Below are 16,622 nucleotides of genomic sequence, written 5' to 3'. Positions count from 1 at the left end.
CCATGACGGCCTCGCCCTTGCTCTCCGTCCGCGACCTGACCGTCGACTATCCCAGCCGCAGCGGTCCGGTCCGTGCCGTGGGCGGCGTCAGTTTCGAGGTCGCGCCCGGCTCGGTGCTCGGCGTCGTCGGCGAAAGCGGGTCGGGGAAATCCTCGATCGGCTATGCGCTGATGGGCCTGACAGACGCGTCGCATGCCATTCTGGGCGGGGCGGTCACCTTTGAAGGCCGCGACATGCTTGCCATGTCCCGGCGCGACTGGCGCCAGTTGCGTGGCAACCGTATCGCGATGGTCTTCCAGGATGCGATGGCGACGTTGAACCCGGTCATGCCGGTCGGCGACCAGATCGGCGAGGTGTTCCGTTTCCATCGCCCCGACATGTCGCGCAAGGCGATCCGCGCGGCCAGCCTGGAACTGCTTGAACGTGTCGGCATCCAGGAGGCAAGCCGCCGCATCGACGCCTATCCGCATCAATTGTCGGGCGGCATGCGCCAGCGCGTCGTCATCGCCGCGGCGATCGCGCTGAAGCCTGCTCTGCTGATCGCCGACGAGCCGACAACCGCGCTCGACGTGACCGTACAGGCGCAGATTCTCGGGCTGATGCAGGAGCTGAGCCGCGAGCAGGGCATGGCGATGATCCTGGTCAGCCATGACCTCGACGTCGTCGGCGATATCTGCGAGGACGTCGTGGTGATGAAGGACGGTGTCGTTGTCGAGGCCGGTCATGTCGACGACGTGCTGAGCCATCCGAAACATGCCTACACCATGCAATTGCTCAATGCGCGGCCAAGCTTCGGCGCCGGCCACATGCAGGCGGGGGCCGCCCATGGCTGATGACGTTCTGCTCGAAGTCAGCGGCCTTGTCCGCCATTTCACCCTGTCCGGCCGGCTATTCGAGAAGCCGCGCCAGCTCACCGCCGTCAACGACGTCAGCTTCACCATCCGGCGCGGCGAAGCCTTCGGGCTCGTCGGCGAAAGCGGCTCGGGCAAGTCGACGATCGGCCGCATCATCGCGCGGCTGACCGACCCGAGCACCGGCTCGGTGAGCTTCGACGGCGTCGACTGGCTGGCTTTGCGCGGCAAGGCCCTGCGCGACAAGCGCCGCGACGTGCAGATGGTGTTCCAGAGCCCCTATGCCTCACTCGATCCGCGCTGGCGCGTGCGCGACATCCTGGCCGAACCGCTCAAATCCTACACCGACCTCAAGGGCGCGGCCCTGACGACGCGCGCGGCCGAACTGATGCAGCAGGTCGGTCTCAACCCGGACTGGATCGATCGTTTCCCGCACCAGTTCTCCGGCGGCCAGCGCCAGCGCATTGCCATCGCCCGTGCCCTGGCATCGGGGCCGAAGCTGCTGATCGCCGACGAGCCGGTGTCGGCACTCGACGTCTCCAGCCAGGCGCAGGTGCTGCAGCTGTTGCGCAAGATATGCAGCGAACAGGGGCTGGCGATGCTGTTCATCTCGCATGACCTGTCGGTCGTCGATCATCTGTGCCAGCGTGTCGGCGTATTGAACCACGGCGTGCTCGAAGAGGTCGGCGCGACGTCGGAAATCTTCCGCACGCCTGGAACCGATTACACCCGCCGGCTGATCGATGCCGTTCCGGGCAAGAAGCGCCGCGCCGCCGAAAGGGCTGTCCATGCATGACATCGTGATCAAGAGCGGGCGCGTCATCGACCCCGAGACCGGCCGCGACGAGATTTCGGACGTCGCCATTGCAGGCGGCCGCATCGCCGCAATTGGTGCCGATCTCGGTCCGGCGCTCGAGGTGATCGACGCAAGCGGCCTGATCGTTGCCCCCGGCTTCATCGATCTCCATGCGCATGGCCAGTCCGTGCCCGCCGACCGCATGCAGGCCTTCGATGGCGTCACCACCGCGCTCGAGCTGGAAGTCGGCGCCTTGCCGGTCGCCGGCTGGTACGAGGCGCAGTCAAGGACCGCGCGCCTGCTCAACTACGGCACGGCGTCAGCCTGGATCTTTGCCCGCAAGGCGGTGATGATCGGACTGGAGCTCAAGCCGGGCGAAGCGCCGATCACGGTGATGGGACGCGGCTTCGACGATCCGCGCTGGTCGACGGACGCTGCGACCGAAGCGCAGGCAGACGAGATCGTGGCACGTACCCGCCAGGGCATCGACGAGGGCGGCCTCGGCATCGGCATTCCCGCCGGTTATGCGCCCGGCGCAGGCGCCAAGGAAATGAGCCTGATCTGCGATCTTGCCGCCGAAACCGACACGCCGACCTACACTCACATCGCCCAGATGTCGAACATCGACCCCAAGAGCTCGATCGAGGCCTACGTCACCTTGATCGGACTGGCCGGGGCAACCGGTGCGCATATGCACATCTGCCACCTCAACTCGACCAGCCTTCAGGACGTCGAGCGTGCCGCGGCGATCATTGCCAAAGCGCAGGCGCAAGGGCTCAGGATCACCACCGAAGCCTATCCCTACGGCACGGGCTCGACCGTCGTCAGCGCCGGCTTCTTCGTCGATCCGGCCTTTTCCGCTCGCACCGGCACCGGTTACGACGCAATCGAGCTTGTCGCCACCCATCGCCGCCTCGACGGCATCGATGACCTCAAGCAGGTCAGGCAGGCCGATCCCTCGGCGCTGGTGCTCTGGCACTTCCTCGACACCGAGGACAATCCGCGCCACCGCGTGCTGCTCGACGTCTCCGTCACCTATCCCGGCGGCGCCATCGCCTCCGACGCCATGCCGTGGAGCCAGCCCGACGGCACTCCTTACGAAGGCTCCGAGTGGCCGCTCGGAGCCGACAAGACGGCGCACCCCAGATCCTCGGGCACCTTCACCCGCTTCATCAGCCAGTGGGTACGTGAGCGCGACGCCATCCCGCTTGCCCAGGCGATTGCCAAATGCACGCTCATTCCGGCGCAAATCGTCGAGAGCTGCGCGCCGCTGTTCAAGCGCAAGGGACGGCTGCAGCCGGGCTGCGATGCCGACATCGTCGTCTTCGATCTCGCCACCGTCACCGACCGCGCCACCTTCGCCGAGATGAACCTGCCCGCTCAGGGCATGCGCCACGTGCTGGTCAACGGCCAGGCGGTGATCTCGGACGGGGTCCTCGACCAGGCGGCGGCACCCGGGCGCCCGATCAGGCGGGGTGACCGGTGAGCGTTCCAGTCCTCGTCGTCACCGGCTTTCTCGGTGCCGGCAAGACGACCTTCATCAACCAGTTGCTGCAGCGTGCCGACGGCCGTCGCATCAGCGCCATCGTCAACGACTTCGGCGCCATCAACATCGACGCCGAGCTGATCGCGGATGCCGCCGACACCGTCGTCGGGCTGAAGAACGGCTGCATCTGCTGCTCGTTGCAAGGCGAACTTCTGCGTACCCTCAAGCTGGTGCTGTCTCAGCCCGTCCAGCCGGACCACATCGTCATCGAAGCCAGTGGCGTCGCTGACCCCAGGGGCATCACCGAAACGCTGATGGACCCGATCCTGTGGCACGATATCCGGCTCGATGCTGTCGTTGCCGTGGTCGACGCCGACGAGGTCGCCGCCAATCCGGCCCGCCTGCGCGACGAGCTCTGGCGCGCCCAGGTCGAGGCGGCCGATTTCATCGCCCTGTCCAAGACGAGGGAAAACTCCGATGAGGCACTGCGGGCGGAACTCGTCTGGCTCAACAAGACGCTGGTCTTCGAAACCGATGGCGATGCCTTGCCGATCGAGGCGCTGCTCGTCACCGACCGGCCGCAGCCAGCGCCGGGCCAGGCCAAGGTCGGTGCATCGCGCTTCACCTCGATCGAATGGCAGTCATCAGGGCCGGTCGCGCTCGACCGCTTCCAGGCTGCCATCGACCGGCTTGCGCCCAGGCTCATCCGCGCCAAGGGCATCGTCAGTTTCGTCGAGCGGCCGGGGCAGAGCTTCCTGCTGCAACTCGTCGGTCGCCGCGCCACCTTGCGCCCGTTCCCGAAATTCGAGCCCGATTGCCGCCTCGTCCTGATCGCCGAGGCCAGCGTCCTCGACGCCGAGACGGCGCATGCCGGCCTCGCCGAAATTTTTGCCTCTTAATTCGCAAGCGGAGTTATCCATCATGCGTGTGTTCAGTGCCGTCCTTGCGACCGAGACCAACACCTTCTCGCCCATCCCCACCGGCCTCGGCGCCTTCGTGAATGGCGGCGATTACTATCCCGCCGGCCAGCATCCGGACCACATGACGCTGTATGGCGGCCAGCTCTGGGCGGCGCGCGAACGCGGCCGCAGCGAGGGCTGGACCCTGTTCGAAGGGCTGAGCGCCTCGGCCGAACCCGGCGGCACCACGACCCGGCACGCTTATGAAACGCTGCGCGACCAGCTGCTTGACGATCTGCGCGCCGTCCTGCCGGTCGACATGGTCTTGATGTCGCTGCACGGCGCCATGGTCGCCGATGGCTACGACGATTGCGAAGGCGATATCCTCGCCCGCATCCGCGCAATCGTCGGCCCCGACACGGTCGTTGGTTGCGAGCTCGACCCGCACTGCCACATGACTTCAGAGATGATCGACAATGTCGACATCCTGCTGACCTACAAGGAATACCCCCACACCGACGTCTATGAATGCGGCGTCCAGCTTGTCGACCTCTGCCATCGCATCGCCACCGGCCAGATCAAGCCGACGGCGGCCCTCGTCGACACCGGCATGGTCACCTTCATCCGGACCACCACCGAACCCGGGCTCTCGATCATCAGCGGCATCCGCGCCATGGAGCAGAAGGACAAGGTGCTGTCGGTGTCGATCGCGCAAGGTTTCCCCTGGGCCGACGTGCCCGAGATGGGAACGCGCGTCGTTGTCTACACAGACGACAACCAGGACCTGGCGCAGTCGCTGGCGCAGCGGCTGGCCAACGACCTCTATGCCATGCGCGCCGAGATCGTGCCGCCGATGCCCTCGATCGACGAGGCGCTCGATCAGGCCCTTGTGGCACCATCCGGCACGGTCGTCATTGCCGACACCGCCGACAATGCCGGCGGCGGTGCCGCCAGCGACTCGACTTTCTTCCTCGCCCGCATGATCGCGCGCGGCGTCTCTGATGCCGTGATCGGCCCGTTGTGGGATCCGATCGCCGTTCGTCTGGTGTTCGAGGCGGGTGAGGGAGCGGTGCTGCCGCTGCGCGTCGGCGGCAAGGTCGGCCCGCGCTCCGGCGATCCGGTGGATGTCACCTGCCGCGTCGTCGCACTCAGGCGCGGCCTCGTCATGACCGGGCTTGGCGGCGTGCCGTCGCCGATGGGCGATTGCGCCCTGATCGACTGCGGCGGCGTCGAGGTGCTCCTGGCCTCCGAGCGGTCGCAGGCGATCGACACCGACCTGTTCAGCAATATCGGCTGCGACCTCGCCGACAAGCGGATCGTGGTGGTCAAGTTGACGCAGCATTTCCGCGCGTCCTACGAGAAGGTTGCCAGCGCCGTGATCTACGCTGCCTCGGAAGGCACCGTCACCTCCAATCTCGCCAGCTTGCCCTACACCAGGATCAAGCTGCCGAAATGGCCGGTGACCGCTTAGGCGGCGACAGCCGGGACCTTGGGCGGCCGCGCCCTGCATTTCTGCATCATCTTCGATGTTGGCGTGGTTGTCGGCTCGACTATTCCTGGATCGCAAACCCCATTCGGAAACAAACTGGGTAGAAAGTAGCTGTTGAGGCCATTAGAATCCGGCCTAGCATGGAGTTCGCATTTGCTTAGGTGAGACTTTGGGAACGAGGACAAAGGACCGAGGCAACAAGCCTGACAGCTATGACGATGAAGGGCTCCGCAAGGAGATCGTTCGCGTGCGTTTGCAACTTCAGACGTTCCATCATCTCAGTTCGTCCCTTCGGAAACTCAGAACAAGCCGCCTGTACAATCTCGAAAAAGAACTGGCCCGCCGGATGGCCGGTTGAGCCTTGATTGCTGCACAGGTCGGACGCTCCTACGCCCGCTGCAGCTTCTCGTAGCGCTTGATCAGCCGGTCCCGCTTCAGCTTCGACAGCCGCTGGATCCAGAACATGCCGTCCAGTTGGTCGATCTCGTGCTGATGGCAGACGGCGAGCAGGCCCTCAGCTTCCTCGGTGCGCTGGATGCCCTGGAGATCCTGATAGCCGATGCGCACGCGTGCATGCCGCCTGATCTCATCGGTCACACCAGGCATCGAGACGCTGCCTTCGGTGTGGAGCATCGTCTCCTCCGAGGCCGAGAGTATCTGCGGGTTGACGTAGGTCCTGGCACTGCCAGGGCCTTCAAGCTCAAGCACCACCACCCGCCTGGCGATGCCGATATGCGGGGCGGTGATGCCGATGCCGGGTGCCGCGCGCATCGTGTCGAGCAGGTCAAACGCCAGCGCGCGCAATTCGTCGTCAAAGGCCGTCACCGGCGCGGCGACGAGCTTGAGGCGCGGGTCGGGAAATTTCACGATTGGCCGGGTCGTCACGTCAGGTCTCCGCCTCGGGCAGCGCTCGGCAGCCGCATAGCGCGAAAGTCACCGCGCGGCCAGCGCCGCGTGGCCTGGGAGCAGCGAGCCTGCCTCGCGGCTCAACTGGTCGATCAACAGCCGCACGCCCGGCAACATGCCGCGATGCGCGGCATAGACCAGCGAAATGTCGAGCCCGGGCCCGGCCCATTCCGGCAGCACCGGCACTGCCAGGCCATGCTCGGCCATCCTCCGTCCGACGAATGTCGGCAGCCGCCCGATTCCAAGTCCCGCCTCGATTGCCTCGGCGATGGCACGTACATTGTTGGCCGACATGCGCGGCTTGAACTCAATCTTCGCCGGTTTCTGCGTCGCATGATGCAGCAGCCATTGCTGCGTGTCCGACGGCGAAATCTGCTCGCCGATCAGCGGATAGGCGTCAAGCGCCTTGGGGTCTGACGGCAGGCCTCGCTCGGCGACCAATGACGGCGCGGCAAACATCGAGGCTTCGGTGCTGCCGATCTTCCTGGCGATCAGCGTCGAGTCCTTGAGCCTGCCGACACGGATGGCGAGATCGTAGCCCTCCGCGACCAGGTCGACATAACGGTCGGAGACGTCGATCTCGCAGCGCAGCTTCGGGTTGGCGGCGACGAAGCGAGCGATCAGCCGTCCCAGCCCGGCCTCGACCAGCACCGTCGACATCGTCAGCCGCAGCCGCCCCGACGGTTCCGCGACCGCCTGCGCTGCTTCGTCGGCAGCGCGTTGCAAGGCATCGACGATCAGCCGGCCATGGGTCAGGAACCGCTTGCCCGGCTCGGTCAGCGAGGATCGCCGTGTTGTCCGCGCAATCAGCCTGATACCGAGATGTTCCTCGAGCTCGGCCACGCGCTTGCTGACGGTTGCCAGCGGAAGTCCCATCGAGCGTGCCGCGGCAGTGAAGCTGCCGGTCTCGGCCACGCGGGTGAAGATCACCACGGCCTCGACCGGTGGCAGCCGCTCATCCCTGGGAGCACCCGCTTCCCTGGGTGTACCCGCTTCATTGTTTCTCATCATGGATAGTTATTCCAAACTTGGCGAATTATCGGTCATACAGGGATAATCTATCTTGTCTCCATGAACCCGATGTTTCCCCATTCCTCCTCACCCGAAGCCGGCACGCCGGCACAACCCGCGTCGCTGATGCTCCTCATCATCTGCGGCGCCCAGTTCCTGGTGGTCATCGATGCCGTAGTCCTCATGGTTGCCGGCCCCGCGCTGGCGCAAGCGTTCGACGCCACCGAGCGCGACCTGCAATGGGTCTTCAACGCCTATGCCCTGGCCTTCGGCGGCTTGCTGCTGCTGGCCGGCAGGGCAGGCGACCGTCTCGGCCACCGCGGCATGTTCGCCGCCGGCGCGGTTGTCTTCGCGCTGTCTTCGTTGATCGGCGCGTACAGCGTCTCGATGTCGATGTTGATCGCCGCTCGTGCCCTGCAAGGTGCCGGTGCCGCCTTGCTTGCCGCCAACTCGCTCGCCTTGCTCACGCTGTTTTATCCCTCCGGTCCGGCGCGGCTGCGTGCGCTCGGCCTGTTTGCCTCTTCGGCCACCGTCGGCGTCGCCTCGGGTACGCTGCTTGGCGGCTTGCTCACCAGCACGTTCGGCTGGTCGTCGGCATTGCTGATCAATGTCCCGCTCGGCCTCGTCATGGCCTGGGCGACCCGCCGCGCCGGCGGCGGGACCAGAGACGACCAGGCGCCTGCCGCCCCCATGGACTGGGCCGGAGCCATCACGGCAACCCTTGGCTTCGGCGCGCTCACGCTTGCCATCGCGCAGACATCACACCCGACGCCAATCACCCTTGTCCTGTGGATCACAGCCGCCATTCTGCTTGCCTTCTTTGTCCTCATCGAACGACGCAGCGCAGCCCCTCTGCTCGACCTCAATGTCCTGCGCAACCGTCCGGTCGCTGTCGCCAACGCTCTGATCTTCATCCACTCCGCTGGTCCGCTGACCTCGCTGTTCTTCGGCTCGCTCTACTTCCAGCAGATGCGCGGGTTCGAGGCGCTCGAAACCGGGCTTCTGTTTCTGCCCTTCGCACTGGCTTCGATCGTCGGTGCCCGCCTCGCACCTCTTGCCATGGGCTACATGGCGCCGCGCGGCATTGCCGCCCTGGGTTTTGCCCTGATGAGCCTGTCGTCCTTCGCCCTGTCGTTCCTGCCGGTTGCTGCCGGGGAGCCCTATCTGCTGCTCACCATCGCAGCCTTTGCCATCGGCGGCTTCGGCTCGTCATTCTCCTTTGTCAGCCTGACCGAGGCGGCAACCGCTTCGGTCCGCAAGGGCGAGGCCGGCATGGTCTCCGGGCTCACCAACACTTCGCTCCAGATGGGCGGCGCCTCGATCCTCGCCCTGCTGATATCAGTCACCGACACGGTGCCGGCGGGAGCCGCGGCTCACGCGACGACCTTCACCGCGGCCGCGGTCATCCTGCTTGCCGGTGCGATCGCCGGCTTCTTCCTCTCTTCCACGTCGTCGGGCCGGGTCGCTTCGGCTCGCCAGTAACTCACGCCACCTCAGGAGACCAATATGCGCCTCAACCGCAGGGAACTCGCCGCCATGTCCTTTTCCGCTCTCATGCTTGCAACAGGCGCGCGCGCCGAAACGGCGCCGTCGACAGTCGGACCGACGGCGGGTACCACCATCGATCCGCTTGACCTCGTCGATCCCGAGCTGCGTCCGATCCTCGATCACATCCCGCCGCTCGATCTTGGCATGGACACTCTCCAGGCGGTGCGCGGCGCCCGGTTCCCGGCGGCGCTGCCAGCGCCGGCGGTCCAGCCGCGGGACCGGTTCATCCCAGGCGGCGCCGGCAATCCCCACCTGCGCGTCGTCGTCCTCGACCCCGCGCCGCAGGCAGCAACCAAGCCGGCGATCTTGCATATCCATGGCGGCGGCCTCGTCGTCGGCAAACCAGAGGTGGCCATCCAGGAGTTGCAGCGGCTTGCAGCCGAGCTTGGCACCGTCATCATTTCTGTCGACTATCGCCTGGCGCCCGAGCATCCGTTCCCGGCTGGCCTGGACGATGCCTATGCGACGCTCGAATGGATGCACCGTTCGGCCGGCGAACTGGGCATCGACCCGACCCGCATCGCCTTGCTCGGCGAAAGCGCCGGCGCCGGCCTTGCTGCGGCCGTTTCGCTTCGGGCCCGCGACCGTGGCGAACTGCCCATCCGCTTCCAGGCCTTGCGCTACCCCATGCTCGACGACCGTACCGCCGTGCAGAAGCCGCCGGCTCATGTCGGCACCTTCATCTGGAACTGGCAGTCCAATGCCTTCGGCTGGAGCTCGGTGCTCGGGCGCAAGCCGGTAATGGATGCCGCGCCCGAAGGCGCCGTTCCTGCGCGGGCAAAGGACCTGCACGGGCTTCCCGAAACCTGGATCGGCGTCGGCACGCTCGACCTGTTCGCCCGGGAATCGATGGCTTTCGCCACACGCCTCGTCGAGGCCGGCGTGCCGGTCGAACTGTCGGTCGTGCCAGGTGCCTATCACGGCTTCGACACGATGGTTCCAGCCGCCCGAGTCTCCGCAGGCTTCATCGCCAGCTGGAAATCGGCGCTCCGGCGCGCCTTGCAGACCGACTGACCAACCCTGCCTTCGGGCGGCATCCAGTGCCGCCGGTTACTCCCGCCGCTCGATGTCGCGGCGCAGCACGATCAGCGTCGTCAGGTCCTGCACGCTCGGATGCGTGGCGATGATGTCGCGCAGCGTGTTCAGCCGGTCGATCGACGGCACCTCGACCTCGACCATCAGGTCGAGCTGACCTGTTACCGACGATACCCGCCGCACCTCCGAATAGCGTGCCAACTGGTCGAGCACTCCCATTGACGGCGTACTCACCAGCGTGACCATCAGGAAGGCCGAGACCAGGTTGCTCTCCATTTGGCCGATATCGGCGCGATAGCCGCGGATGACGCCGCTCTTTTCCAGCGCCGCGACCCGTTCGCTGGTCGCACTGCGGGAGAGCCCGATGCGCCCGGCAAGCGTCTTCAGCGGGATGCGCGCTTCCTTCGACAGGATCCCCAGAATGTCCCTGTCCTTGGCGTCGAGTTCCTTCATTTCCCGCTTCCGATCTGCGCCGTTAAAGTGCCGGTCCATGCAGTCATAGTGCCGGTGCAACCGACGCTTTGCCGGATGCCCGATTTTTCGGCCCGTGCCAAGCTCCGTCAACTGCAAATCCGGATAGACCATGACCGACGTGACCCACCCCGCGCCTGCATTCTCCTTTGGCGAGGCCGCCGAGCTGGCGTCGAGCCGGTTCGGCGTCAGCGGTCGTGTGGCATCCCTCGACAGCGAGCGCGACCAGAACTTCAAGCTCTCGGCCGACGACGGCGCCCAGTGGATTCTCAAAATCATCAATGCCAGCGAGCCGGCCTCCGAAAGCGAATTCCAGGTCGCCTTGCTCGATCATCTCGCGCGCTCGGGCGTCGCCGCTCCCCGCCTCAAGCCGTCCGCCGACGGTGCGGCGCTCTCGGAAGCGACCGGTGCCTCAGGCGAGCGCCATGCGCTGCGGCTGGTGTCGTGGCTGCCGGGCCTGCCGCTGGCCGAAGCGGCGCGCACCCCGAAGCTGCTCGAAAATCTCGGCCGCGCGCTCGGCCGGCTCGACGGCGCGCTGCAGGGCTTCATCCATCCCGGCGCGATCAGGAGCTTCGACTGGGACATCCGCCAGGCCGGCGCCGCGCGCCAACGCCTGCACCATGTGCCCGATGTCGCCGACCGCGCGCTTTTGCGCCGCCTGCTCGACCATTTCGACGCTGCCGTGGCACCCCGTCTCGCCGGCCTGCGTGCCCAGGTCATCCACAATGACGCCAATGACTGGAACGTGCTCGTCGATGAGGACGACCACGACCGGGTTGCCGGCATCATCGATTTCGGCGACGCGCTCCATTCGCCTGTGATCGCCGAAGTCGCGGTCGCCTGCGCCTATTCGATCCTCGATGTCTCGGACCCGATCGGCGCCGCGGCGACCCTGGCCGCCGGCTTCCATGCCGAATATCCGCTGCGCGAAGAAGAGCTCGACCTCCTGTTCGACCTCATCGCCATGCGCCTGGTCATCTCGGTCACGCTGTCGGCGCAGCGCAAGGACAAGACCGGCGACAATCCTTATCTCGCCATCTCGGAGGCGCCGGCCTGGCGGCTGCTGCGCCGCCTTGGCGCGATGAACCGCCGTTTCGCCACCGCCATCCTGCGCCACGCGTGCGGCTTCGACGCGGTATCAGGTGCTCGCGCCGTCACCGCCTGGATCGAGGCCAACAGGAAGAGCTTTGCACCGGTGCTTGATCGTCACCCGGCAACCCTGGTCAAGGCGCTGGTGCCCTATGGCGATCCGGCTCATCCGATGACGACCACTTCGGCCGGCCAGGAGCCCGACAAGGCCACCGCCTGGTGGGATGCCTGGTGCGCCGAGCACGGTGTCGAGCTCGGCATCGGCCCCTGGGGCGAGGCACGCACGGTCTACACCTCCGACATCTTCTGGTCGCGCTTCGTCGAAGGCGCCCGCCGGGTCCACCATCTTGGCCTCGACCTGTTCTTGCCGGCAGGCACCAAGGTCTACACGCCGCTCGCCGCCACGGTCAAAAGCGTCGAGATCGAGGAAGACCCGCTCGGTTATGGCTGCCTGATCGCACTGGAGCACACGCCTGAAGGCTGCCCGCCCTTCGTCACGCTGTGGGGTCACATGGCGCATGAGGCGATGGCCCGCCTGAAGCCGGGCGAGACGCTCGAAGCCGGCGCGCTCGTCGGCGAAATGGGCGCACCGACCGAGAACGGCGGCTGGGCGCCGCATCTGCATTTCCAGATCTCGACCGACCCCGAACTCGCCGCTCGTGACATCCTCGGCGTCGGCGAGGCGCGTTATCTCGACGTCTGGGCCGAGCTGTTCCCGGATGCCGCAACGCTTGCCGGCATCCCGCCCGAGACCTTTCACCAGACCGGCCGCACCCGCACCGAGATCGTCGCCGCGCGCAAAGCCTCGCTGCTGCCCAACCTGTCGATCTCCTATTCCGAGCCGATCAAGTTCGTGCGCGGCGAGGGCGCCTGGCTGATCGATGACCGCGGCCGCGCCTATCTCGATTGCTTCAACAATGTCTGCCACCTCGGCCACGCCCATCCCGATGTCGTCGAGGCGATCGCCACCCAGGCAGCAAAACTGAACACCAACACGCGCTACCTGCACGACGCCATCGTCACCTATGCCGAGCGACTGACGGCGACCTTGCCCGAGGGCCTGTCGGTCGCCTCCTTCGCCTGTTCCGGCAGCGAGGCCAATTCACTTGCGCTGCGCATGTCGCGCACCTCGACCGGCAGCAACGACGCGCTGGTGCTCGACTGGGCCTATCATGGCACCACCCAGGAGCTGATCGACCTCAGTCCCTACAAATACAAACGCAAGGGCGGCAAGGGCCGGCCGGCCCATGTCTTTGAAGCGACCATCCCCGACAGCTACCACGCGCCGGATGATTGGCCGGTCGAAGAGCATGCCAGGCGTTTCGCCGAAAGCATCGCCGAGCAGATCGAGACGATGCGCACAAAGGGTCGCGCGCCGGCCTTCTTCATCGCCGAATCCATCCCCAGCGTCGCCGGCCAGGTGTTTCTCCCCGAGGGATATCTCAAGGAAGTCTACGCCATGGTCCGTGCCGCCGGCGGCTTCTGCATCGCCGACGAGGTCCAGGTCGGCTTCGGCCGTGTCGGCAGCCACTGGTGGGCCTTCGAGACGCAAGGCGTCACTCCCGACATCGTCACCATGGGCAAGCCGATCGGCAACGGCCACCCGATGTCGGCATTGGTCACCACGCGCGAGATCGCCGACCGCTTCAACAACGGCATGGAGTATTTCAACACCTTCGGCGGCAACCCGGTGTCCTGTGCCGCAGGCCTCGCCGTGCTCGACGTCATCGAGCGCGATCGCCTGCGCGACAATGCCGCCGATGTCGGGGCCTATCTCGTCGCGCGCTTCAGGGAGATGCAGCAGCGCTATGAGGTCATCGGCGACGTCAGGGGCCAGGGGCTGTTCCTCGGCGTCGAGCTGGTCACCGACCGCAAGACCAAGGCGCCGGCGACCGCCTTCGCCCGCAAGGTCAATGACGGCGCCGGCGCCCGTGGCGTCTTGATCGGCACCGAGGGCCCACACGACAATGTGCTCAAGATGCGTCCGCCGATGATCTTCAGCCGCGCCGATGCCGACCATCTCGTCGGTGTGCTCGAGGAGGCGTTCGCCGCGGCGTCAGTCGAAGGCGCATAGCTCAGGACCCGCGCGGAAAATCTCGCGCGGAGGGAATTAACGACAGGGAATTCACCGACTTCCGGCGCCATCGCGCCGGCGGCAAGCAGAGGCTTTGCCTCGAACACCAGAGGGAGGAAATGATGAGGACAATTTTTGCAACGGCACTATTGCTGGGCTCGGCCGCGATGACCATTCCGGCAGCGGCCGACACCTTCGACATCGTCAAGCAGCGTGACAAGCTCACCTGCGGCGTCAGCCAGGGCGTCGCCGGTTTCTCGGCGCCCGACGATGCCGGCAAATGGTCAGGCTTCGACATCGACTTCTGTCGCGCCGTAGCCGCCGCCGTGCTCGGCGATCCGGAGAAGGTCAGCTACGTGCCGCTGTCGACCAAGGAGCGTTTCACCGCGCTGCAGTCCGGTGGTGTCGACGTGCTGTCGCGCCAGACCACCTGGACGCTGTCGCGCGATTCCAGCCTCGGCATTCGTTTCGTCGGCACCGCCTATTATGACGGCCAGGGCTTCATGATCCGCAAGGCTCTTGGCGTCGACAGTGCGCTCAAGCTCGATGGCGCCACCGTCTGTACCGAGCAGGGCACGACCACCGAGCAGAACGTCGCCGACTACTTCTCCGCCCACAAGATGAAATACGAGCCGGTGGTCATCGATTCCGCCGACGGCATCATCAAGGCCTTCGACACCGGCCGTTGCGACGTCTACACGACGGATGCCTCGGCACTCTATGCCCAGCGGCTGAAGCTTAGCGATCCGGCTGCCTATGTCGTCCTGCCGGAGATCATCTCCAAGGAGCCGCTCGGGCCTGCCGTTCGACAGGGCGACGACAAGTGGTTCAACATCGTGCGCTGGACGCTGTTTGCGCTGCTCGAAGCCGAGGAGCTCGGCATCACCAAGGACAATGCCGAAGCCGGCCTGTCCTCGGAAAATCCTGCCATCAAGCGCTTCCTCGGCGCTGAGGGTGACAGCGGCCAGCAGCTCGGTCTCGATCCGCGTTGGAGCTACAACATTATCTCCAAGGTCGGCAATTTCGGCGAGATCTTCGAGCGCAATCTCGGCCAGTCGAGCGAGCTCAAGATCGACCGCGGCATCAACGCCTTGTGGAGTGCCGGAGGCCTGATGTACGCCCCGCCGGTCCGCTGATCGCTTTCCTCCCCCGGGGTCGCGCGTCAGCGCGGCCCCTTTTCTTCCCGCCAGAATTTCCAAGTCGCGCGTCAGCGCGGCCCCGCCTATGCTGCCTCGCGAGATTCCCGACGCGTTCGTCGGGCCGCAGCATAGGTGCATTGATGAGCATAGCCGATCGCGTTCGCGTCAAGGATGTCAAAGTCCTGTCCGATGACTGGTATCTGTTGAAGAAGACGGTCTTCGAGTATCGCCGCAATGATGGCGAATGGCAGCTCCAGAGCCGCGAGACCTACGATCGTGGCAACGGCGCCACCATCCTGCTCTATGATTCCGCCCGCCGCACTGTCGTTCTCGTCAAGCAGTTCCGCTACCCGGCTTTCGTCAGTGGCTACGATGACATGCTGATCGAGACGCCGGCAGGCCTGCTCGACAATGCCAGCCCGGAGGAGCGCATTCGGGCCGAGACCGAGGAAGAAACGGGCTTCCGCGTCCGCGACGTCCGCCGCGTCTTCGAGGCCTTCATGAGCCCTGGCGCCGTCACCGAGCGGATCTACTTCTTCGTCGGCCGCTACGAGCCCGGCGACCGCATCTCCGAAGGCGGCGGCCACGAAGGCGAGGGTGAGGACATCGAGGTGCTGGAGATCGGCATCGATGAGGCGCTCGCCATGGTTGCCGACGGCCGCATCTGCGACGCCAAGACCATCATGCTGCTGCAATACGCAGCCCTTCACCTCTTGCGCGGAGCCTAGCGCCGATGTCGACCATCGCCCGCGAGCTCGGCATCTCCTTCGGCACGTCGCCGACCGGACCGCTCAACGCCATCACCGACGTTTCAGGCGTGGCCATCGGCCATCGCACCATTCGCTCGGGCGACCTCAACACCGGCGTGAGCGCGGTCCTGCCCCATGGCGGTAACATGTACCGCAAGAAGGTGTTGGCCGCCTGCGATGTCATCAACGGCTTCGGCAAGAGCACCGGCCTGATGCAGGTCGACGAGCTCGGTTCGATCGAGACGCCGATCCTGCTCACCAACACCTTCGGCGTCGGCACCTGCGCCAACGCGCTGATCCGCGCGGCGGTTCTGGAGAATCCGGACATCGGCCGCGAGACGTCGACGGTCAATCCCGTGGTCATGGAGTGCAATGACGGCCATCTCAGCGACATCCAGGCGCTCGCCGTCACCGAGGACAATGCCCGCGCAGCGCTTGCAACAGCCGCGTCCGGGCCGGTTGCCGAAGGCAATGTCGGCGCCGGCACTGGCATGAGCTGCTTCGGTTTCAAGGGTGGCATCGGCACTGCCTCGCGCCGCATCGAGTTGGCCGGCAGCGCGCATCATGTCGGCGTGCTGGTGCTGACCAATTTCGGCCGCGCCGGCGATCTCGTCCTTCCCGATGGTCGTCGCCCCGATTCGCGCAGCAGGCGAGAGGCCGAGAAGGGCTCGGTCATCGTCATCCTCGCCACTGACATCGCGATGGAACACCGACAGCTCAAGCGCGTCGTCCGCCGCTGCGGCGCCGGTCTCGCCAGGCTCGGTGCCTATTGGGGGCATGGCAGCGGCGACATCGCGCTCGGCTTCTCGACCGCCCAGACCTTCGATCATGACGAGCGTGCCGACTTCGTTTCCATCTCCGCCCTCAACGAAAACCGCATCGATCGCCTGTTCCGCGCCGCGGCCGAAGCAACCGAGGAGGCCGTGGTGAACTCGATGTGTGCAGCCGAGGTCATGCATGGCCGCGCCGGGCATGTCAGGCCGTCGCTGGCAGACTGGTTGAGAGAGCAGGGCTAGATCGGCTTCGACGGGCTCTGGAAGCAGGATTGCCGGGCTCGGAAAATAAACTCAGCATGTTCC

The 16,622-nt window shown here is 65.9% G+C and carries 14 protein-coding genes; 11 read left to right on the top strand and 3 right to left on the bottom strand.

Annotation, left to right across the window (positions count from 1 at the left end; translation table 11 throughout):
- Positions 1 to 2: 2 nt before the first annotated feature.
- From IG197_RS36175 to IG197_RS08145, 5 genes are read left to right on the top strand one after another with little or no spacing between them, the layout of a single operon-like run.
- Complete coding sequence (locus IG197_RS36175; RefSeq protein ID WP_192318152.1) at positions 3 to 833, top strand: ABC transporter ATP-binding protein; 831 nt, start codon at positions 3 to 5, stop codon at positions 831 to 833.
- On the top strand, positions 826 to 1,647 hold the full coding sequence (locus tag IG197_RS36170) for an ATP-binding cassette domain-containing protein (protein ID WP_192318150.1): 822 nt from the start codon (positions 826 to 828) through the stop codon (positions 1,645 to 1,647). The genes IG197_RS36175 and IG197_RS36170 overlap by 8 nt, the downstream gene beginning before the upstream one ends.
- The gene (locus IG197_RS08155) at positions 1,640 to 3,133 is read left to right on the top strand and encodes an amidohydrolase family protein (RefSeq protein WP_192318148.1); all 1,494 of its coding nucleotides are present in this window, start codon (positions 1,640 to 1,642) and stop codon (positions 3,131 to 3,133) included. Before IG197_RS36170 ends, IG197_RS08155 begins: the two co-directional genes overlap by 8 nt.
- Positions 3,130 to 4,032, top strand: coding sequence for a GTP-binding protein (locus IG197_RS08150; RefSeq protein WP_192318146.1), 903 nt, complete (start codon positions 3,130 to 3,132; stop codon positions 4,030 to 4,032). The genes IG197_RS08155 and IG197_RS08150 overlap by 4 nt, the downstream gene beginning before the upstream one ends.
- Positions 4,033 to 4,054: 22 nt before the next feature.
- Complete coding sequence (locus IG197_RS08145) at positions 4,055 to 5,503, top strand: M81 family metallopeptidase (protein ID WP_192318145.1); 1,449 nt, start codon at positions 4,055 to 4,057, stop codon at positions 5,501 to 5,503.
- A gap of 405 nt (positions 5,504 to 5,908) precedes the next feature.
- On the opposite strand, the gene IG197_RS08140 is transcribed toward IG197_RS08145, so the two are convergent.
- Together IG197_RS08140 and IG197_RS08135 are read right to left on the bottom strand one after the other, a co-directional pair.
- Complete coding sequence (locus tag IG197_RS08140; RefSeq protein ID WP_185910196.1) at positions 5,909 to 6,406, bottom strand: peptide deformylase; 498 nt, start codon at positions 6,404 to 6,406, stop codon at positions 5,909 to 5,911.
- 48 nt (positions 6,407 to 6,454) lie between these two features.
- The gene (locus tag IG197_RS08135) at positions 6,455 to 7,438 is read right to left on the bottom strand and encodes a LysR family transcriptional regulator (protein ID WP_192318143.1); all 984 of its coding nucleotides are present in this window, start codon (positions 7,436 to 7,438) and stop codon (positions 6,455 to 6,457) included.
- 126 nt (positions 7,439 to 7,564) lie between these two features.
- Here IG197_RS08135 and IG197_RS08130 point away from each other — a divergent pair, with 126 nt between their 5' ends.
- Together IG197_RS08130 and IG197_RS08125 are read left to right on the top strand one after the other, a co-directional pair.
- On the top strand, positions 7,565 to 8,920 hold the full coding sequence (locus tag IG197_RS08130; RefSeq protein WP_210346903.1) for an MFS transporter: 1,356 nt from the start codon (positions 7,565 to 7,567) through the stop codon (positions 8,918 to 8,920).
- A 24-nt stretch (positions 8,921 to 8,944) separates the two neighbouring features.
- Entirely contained in the window at positions 8,945 to 10,000 is a 1,056-nt protein-coding gene (locus IG197_RS08125) for an alpha/beta hydrolase (protein ID WP_192318139.1), read from the top strand.
- A gap of 36 nt (positions 10,001 to 10,036) precedes the next feature.
- Here IG197_RS08125 and IG197_RS08120 read toward each other — a convergent pair whose 3' ends face one another.
- Positions 10,037 to 10,474, bottom strand: coding sequence for an Lrp/AsnC family transcriptional regulator (locus IG197_RS08120; RefSeq protein ID WP_192319646.1), 438 nt, complete (start codon positions 10,472 to 10,474; stop codon positions 10,037 to 10,039).
- Between the two features lie 130 nt (positions 10,475 to 10,604).
- Here IG197_RS08120 and IG197_RS08115 point away from each other — a divergent pair, with 130 nt between their 5' ends.
- The 4 genes from IG197_RS08115 (at position 10,605) to IG197_RS08100 (ending at position 16,559) form a co-directional block, all read left to right on the top strand.
- On the top strand, positions 10,605 to 13,655 hold the full coding sequence (locus tag IG197_RS08115) for an aminotransferase class III-fold pyridoxal phosphate-dependent enzyme (RefSeq protein WP_192318137.1): 3,051 nt from the start codon (positions 10,605 to 10,607) through the stop codon (positions 13,653 to 13,655).
- A gap of 119 nt (positions 13,656 to 13,774) precedes the next feature.
- Positions 13,775 to 14,791 (top strand): amino acid ABC transporter substrate-binding protein, encoded by a 1,017-nt coding sequence (locus IG197_RS08110; RefSeq protein ID WP_192318135.1) that lies wholly within the window; start codon positions 13,775 to 13,777, stop codon positions 14,789 to 14,791.
- 143 nt (positions 14,792 to 14,934) lie between these two features.
- Positions 14,935 to 15,522, top strand: coding sequence for an NUDIX domain-containing protein (locus IG197_RS08105; RefSeq protein ID WP_192318134.1), 588 nt, complete (start codon positions 14,935 to 14,937; stop codon positions 15,520 to 15,522).
- A gap of 5 nt (positions 15,523 to 15,527) precedes the next feature.
- Positions 15,528 to 16,559, top strand: a complete 1,032-nt coding sequence (locus IG197_RS08100) for a P1 family peptidase (protein WP_192318132.1) — start codon at positions 15,528 to 15,530, stop codon at positions 16,557 to 16,559.
- Positions 16,560 to 16,622: the final 63 nt, after the last annotated feature.

The sequence above is a fragment of the Aminobacter sp. SR38 genome, from assembly GCF_014843375.1.
Classification (GTDB): Bacteria; Pseudomonadota; Alphaproteobacteria; order Rhizobiales; family Rhizobiaceae; genus Aminobacter; species Aminobacter ciceronei.
Note: the sequence above shows the minus strand (reverse complement) of the source record. Positions and strands in the feature narration are given on the sequence as shown.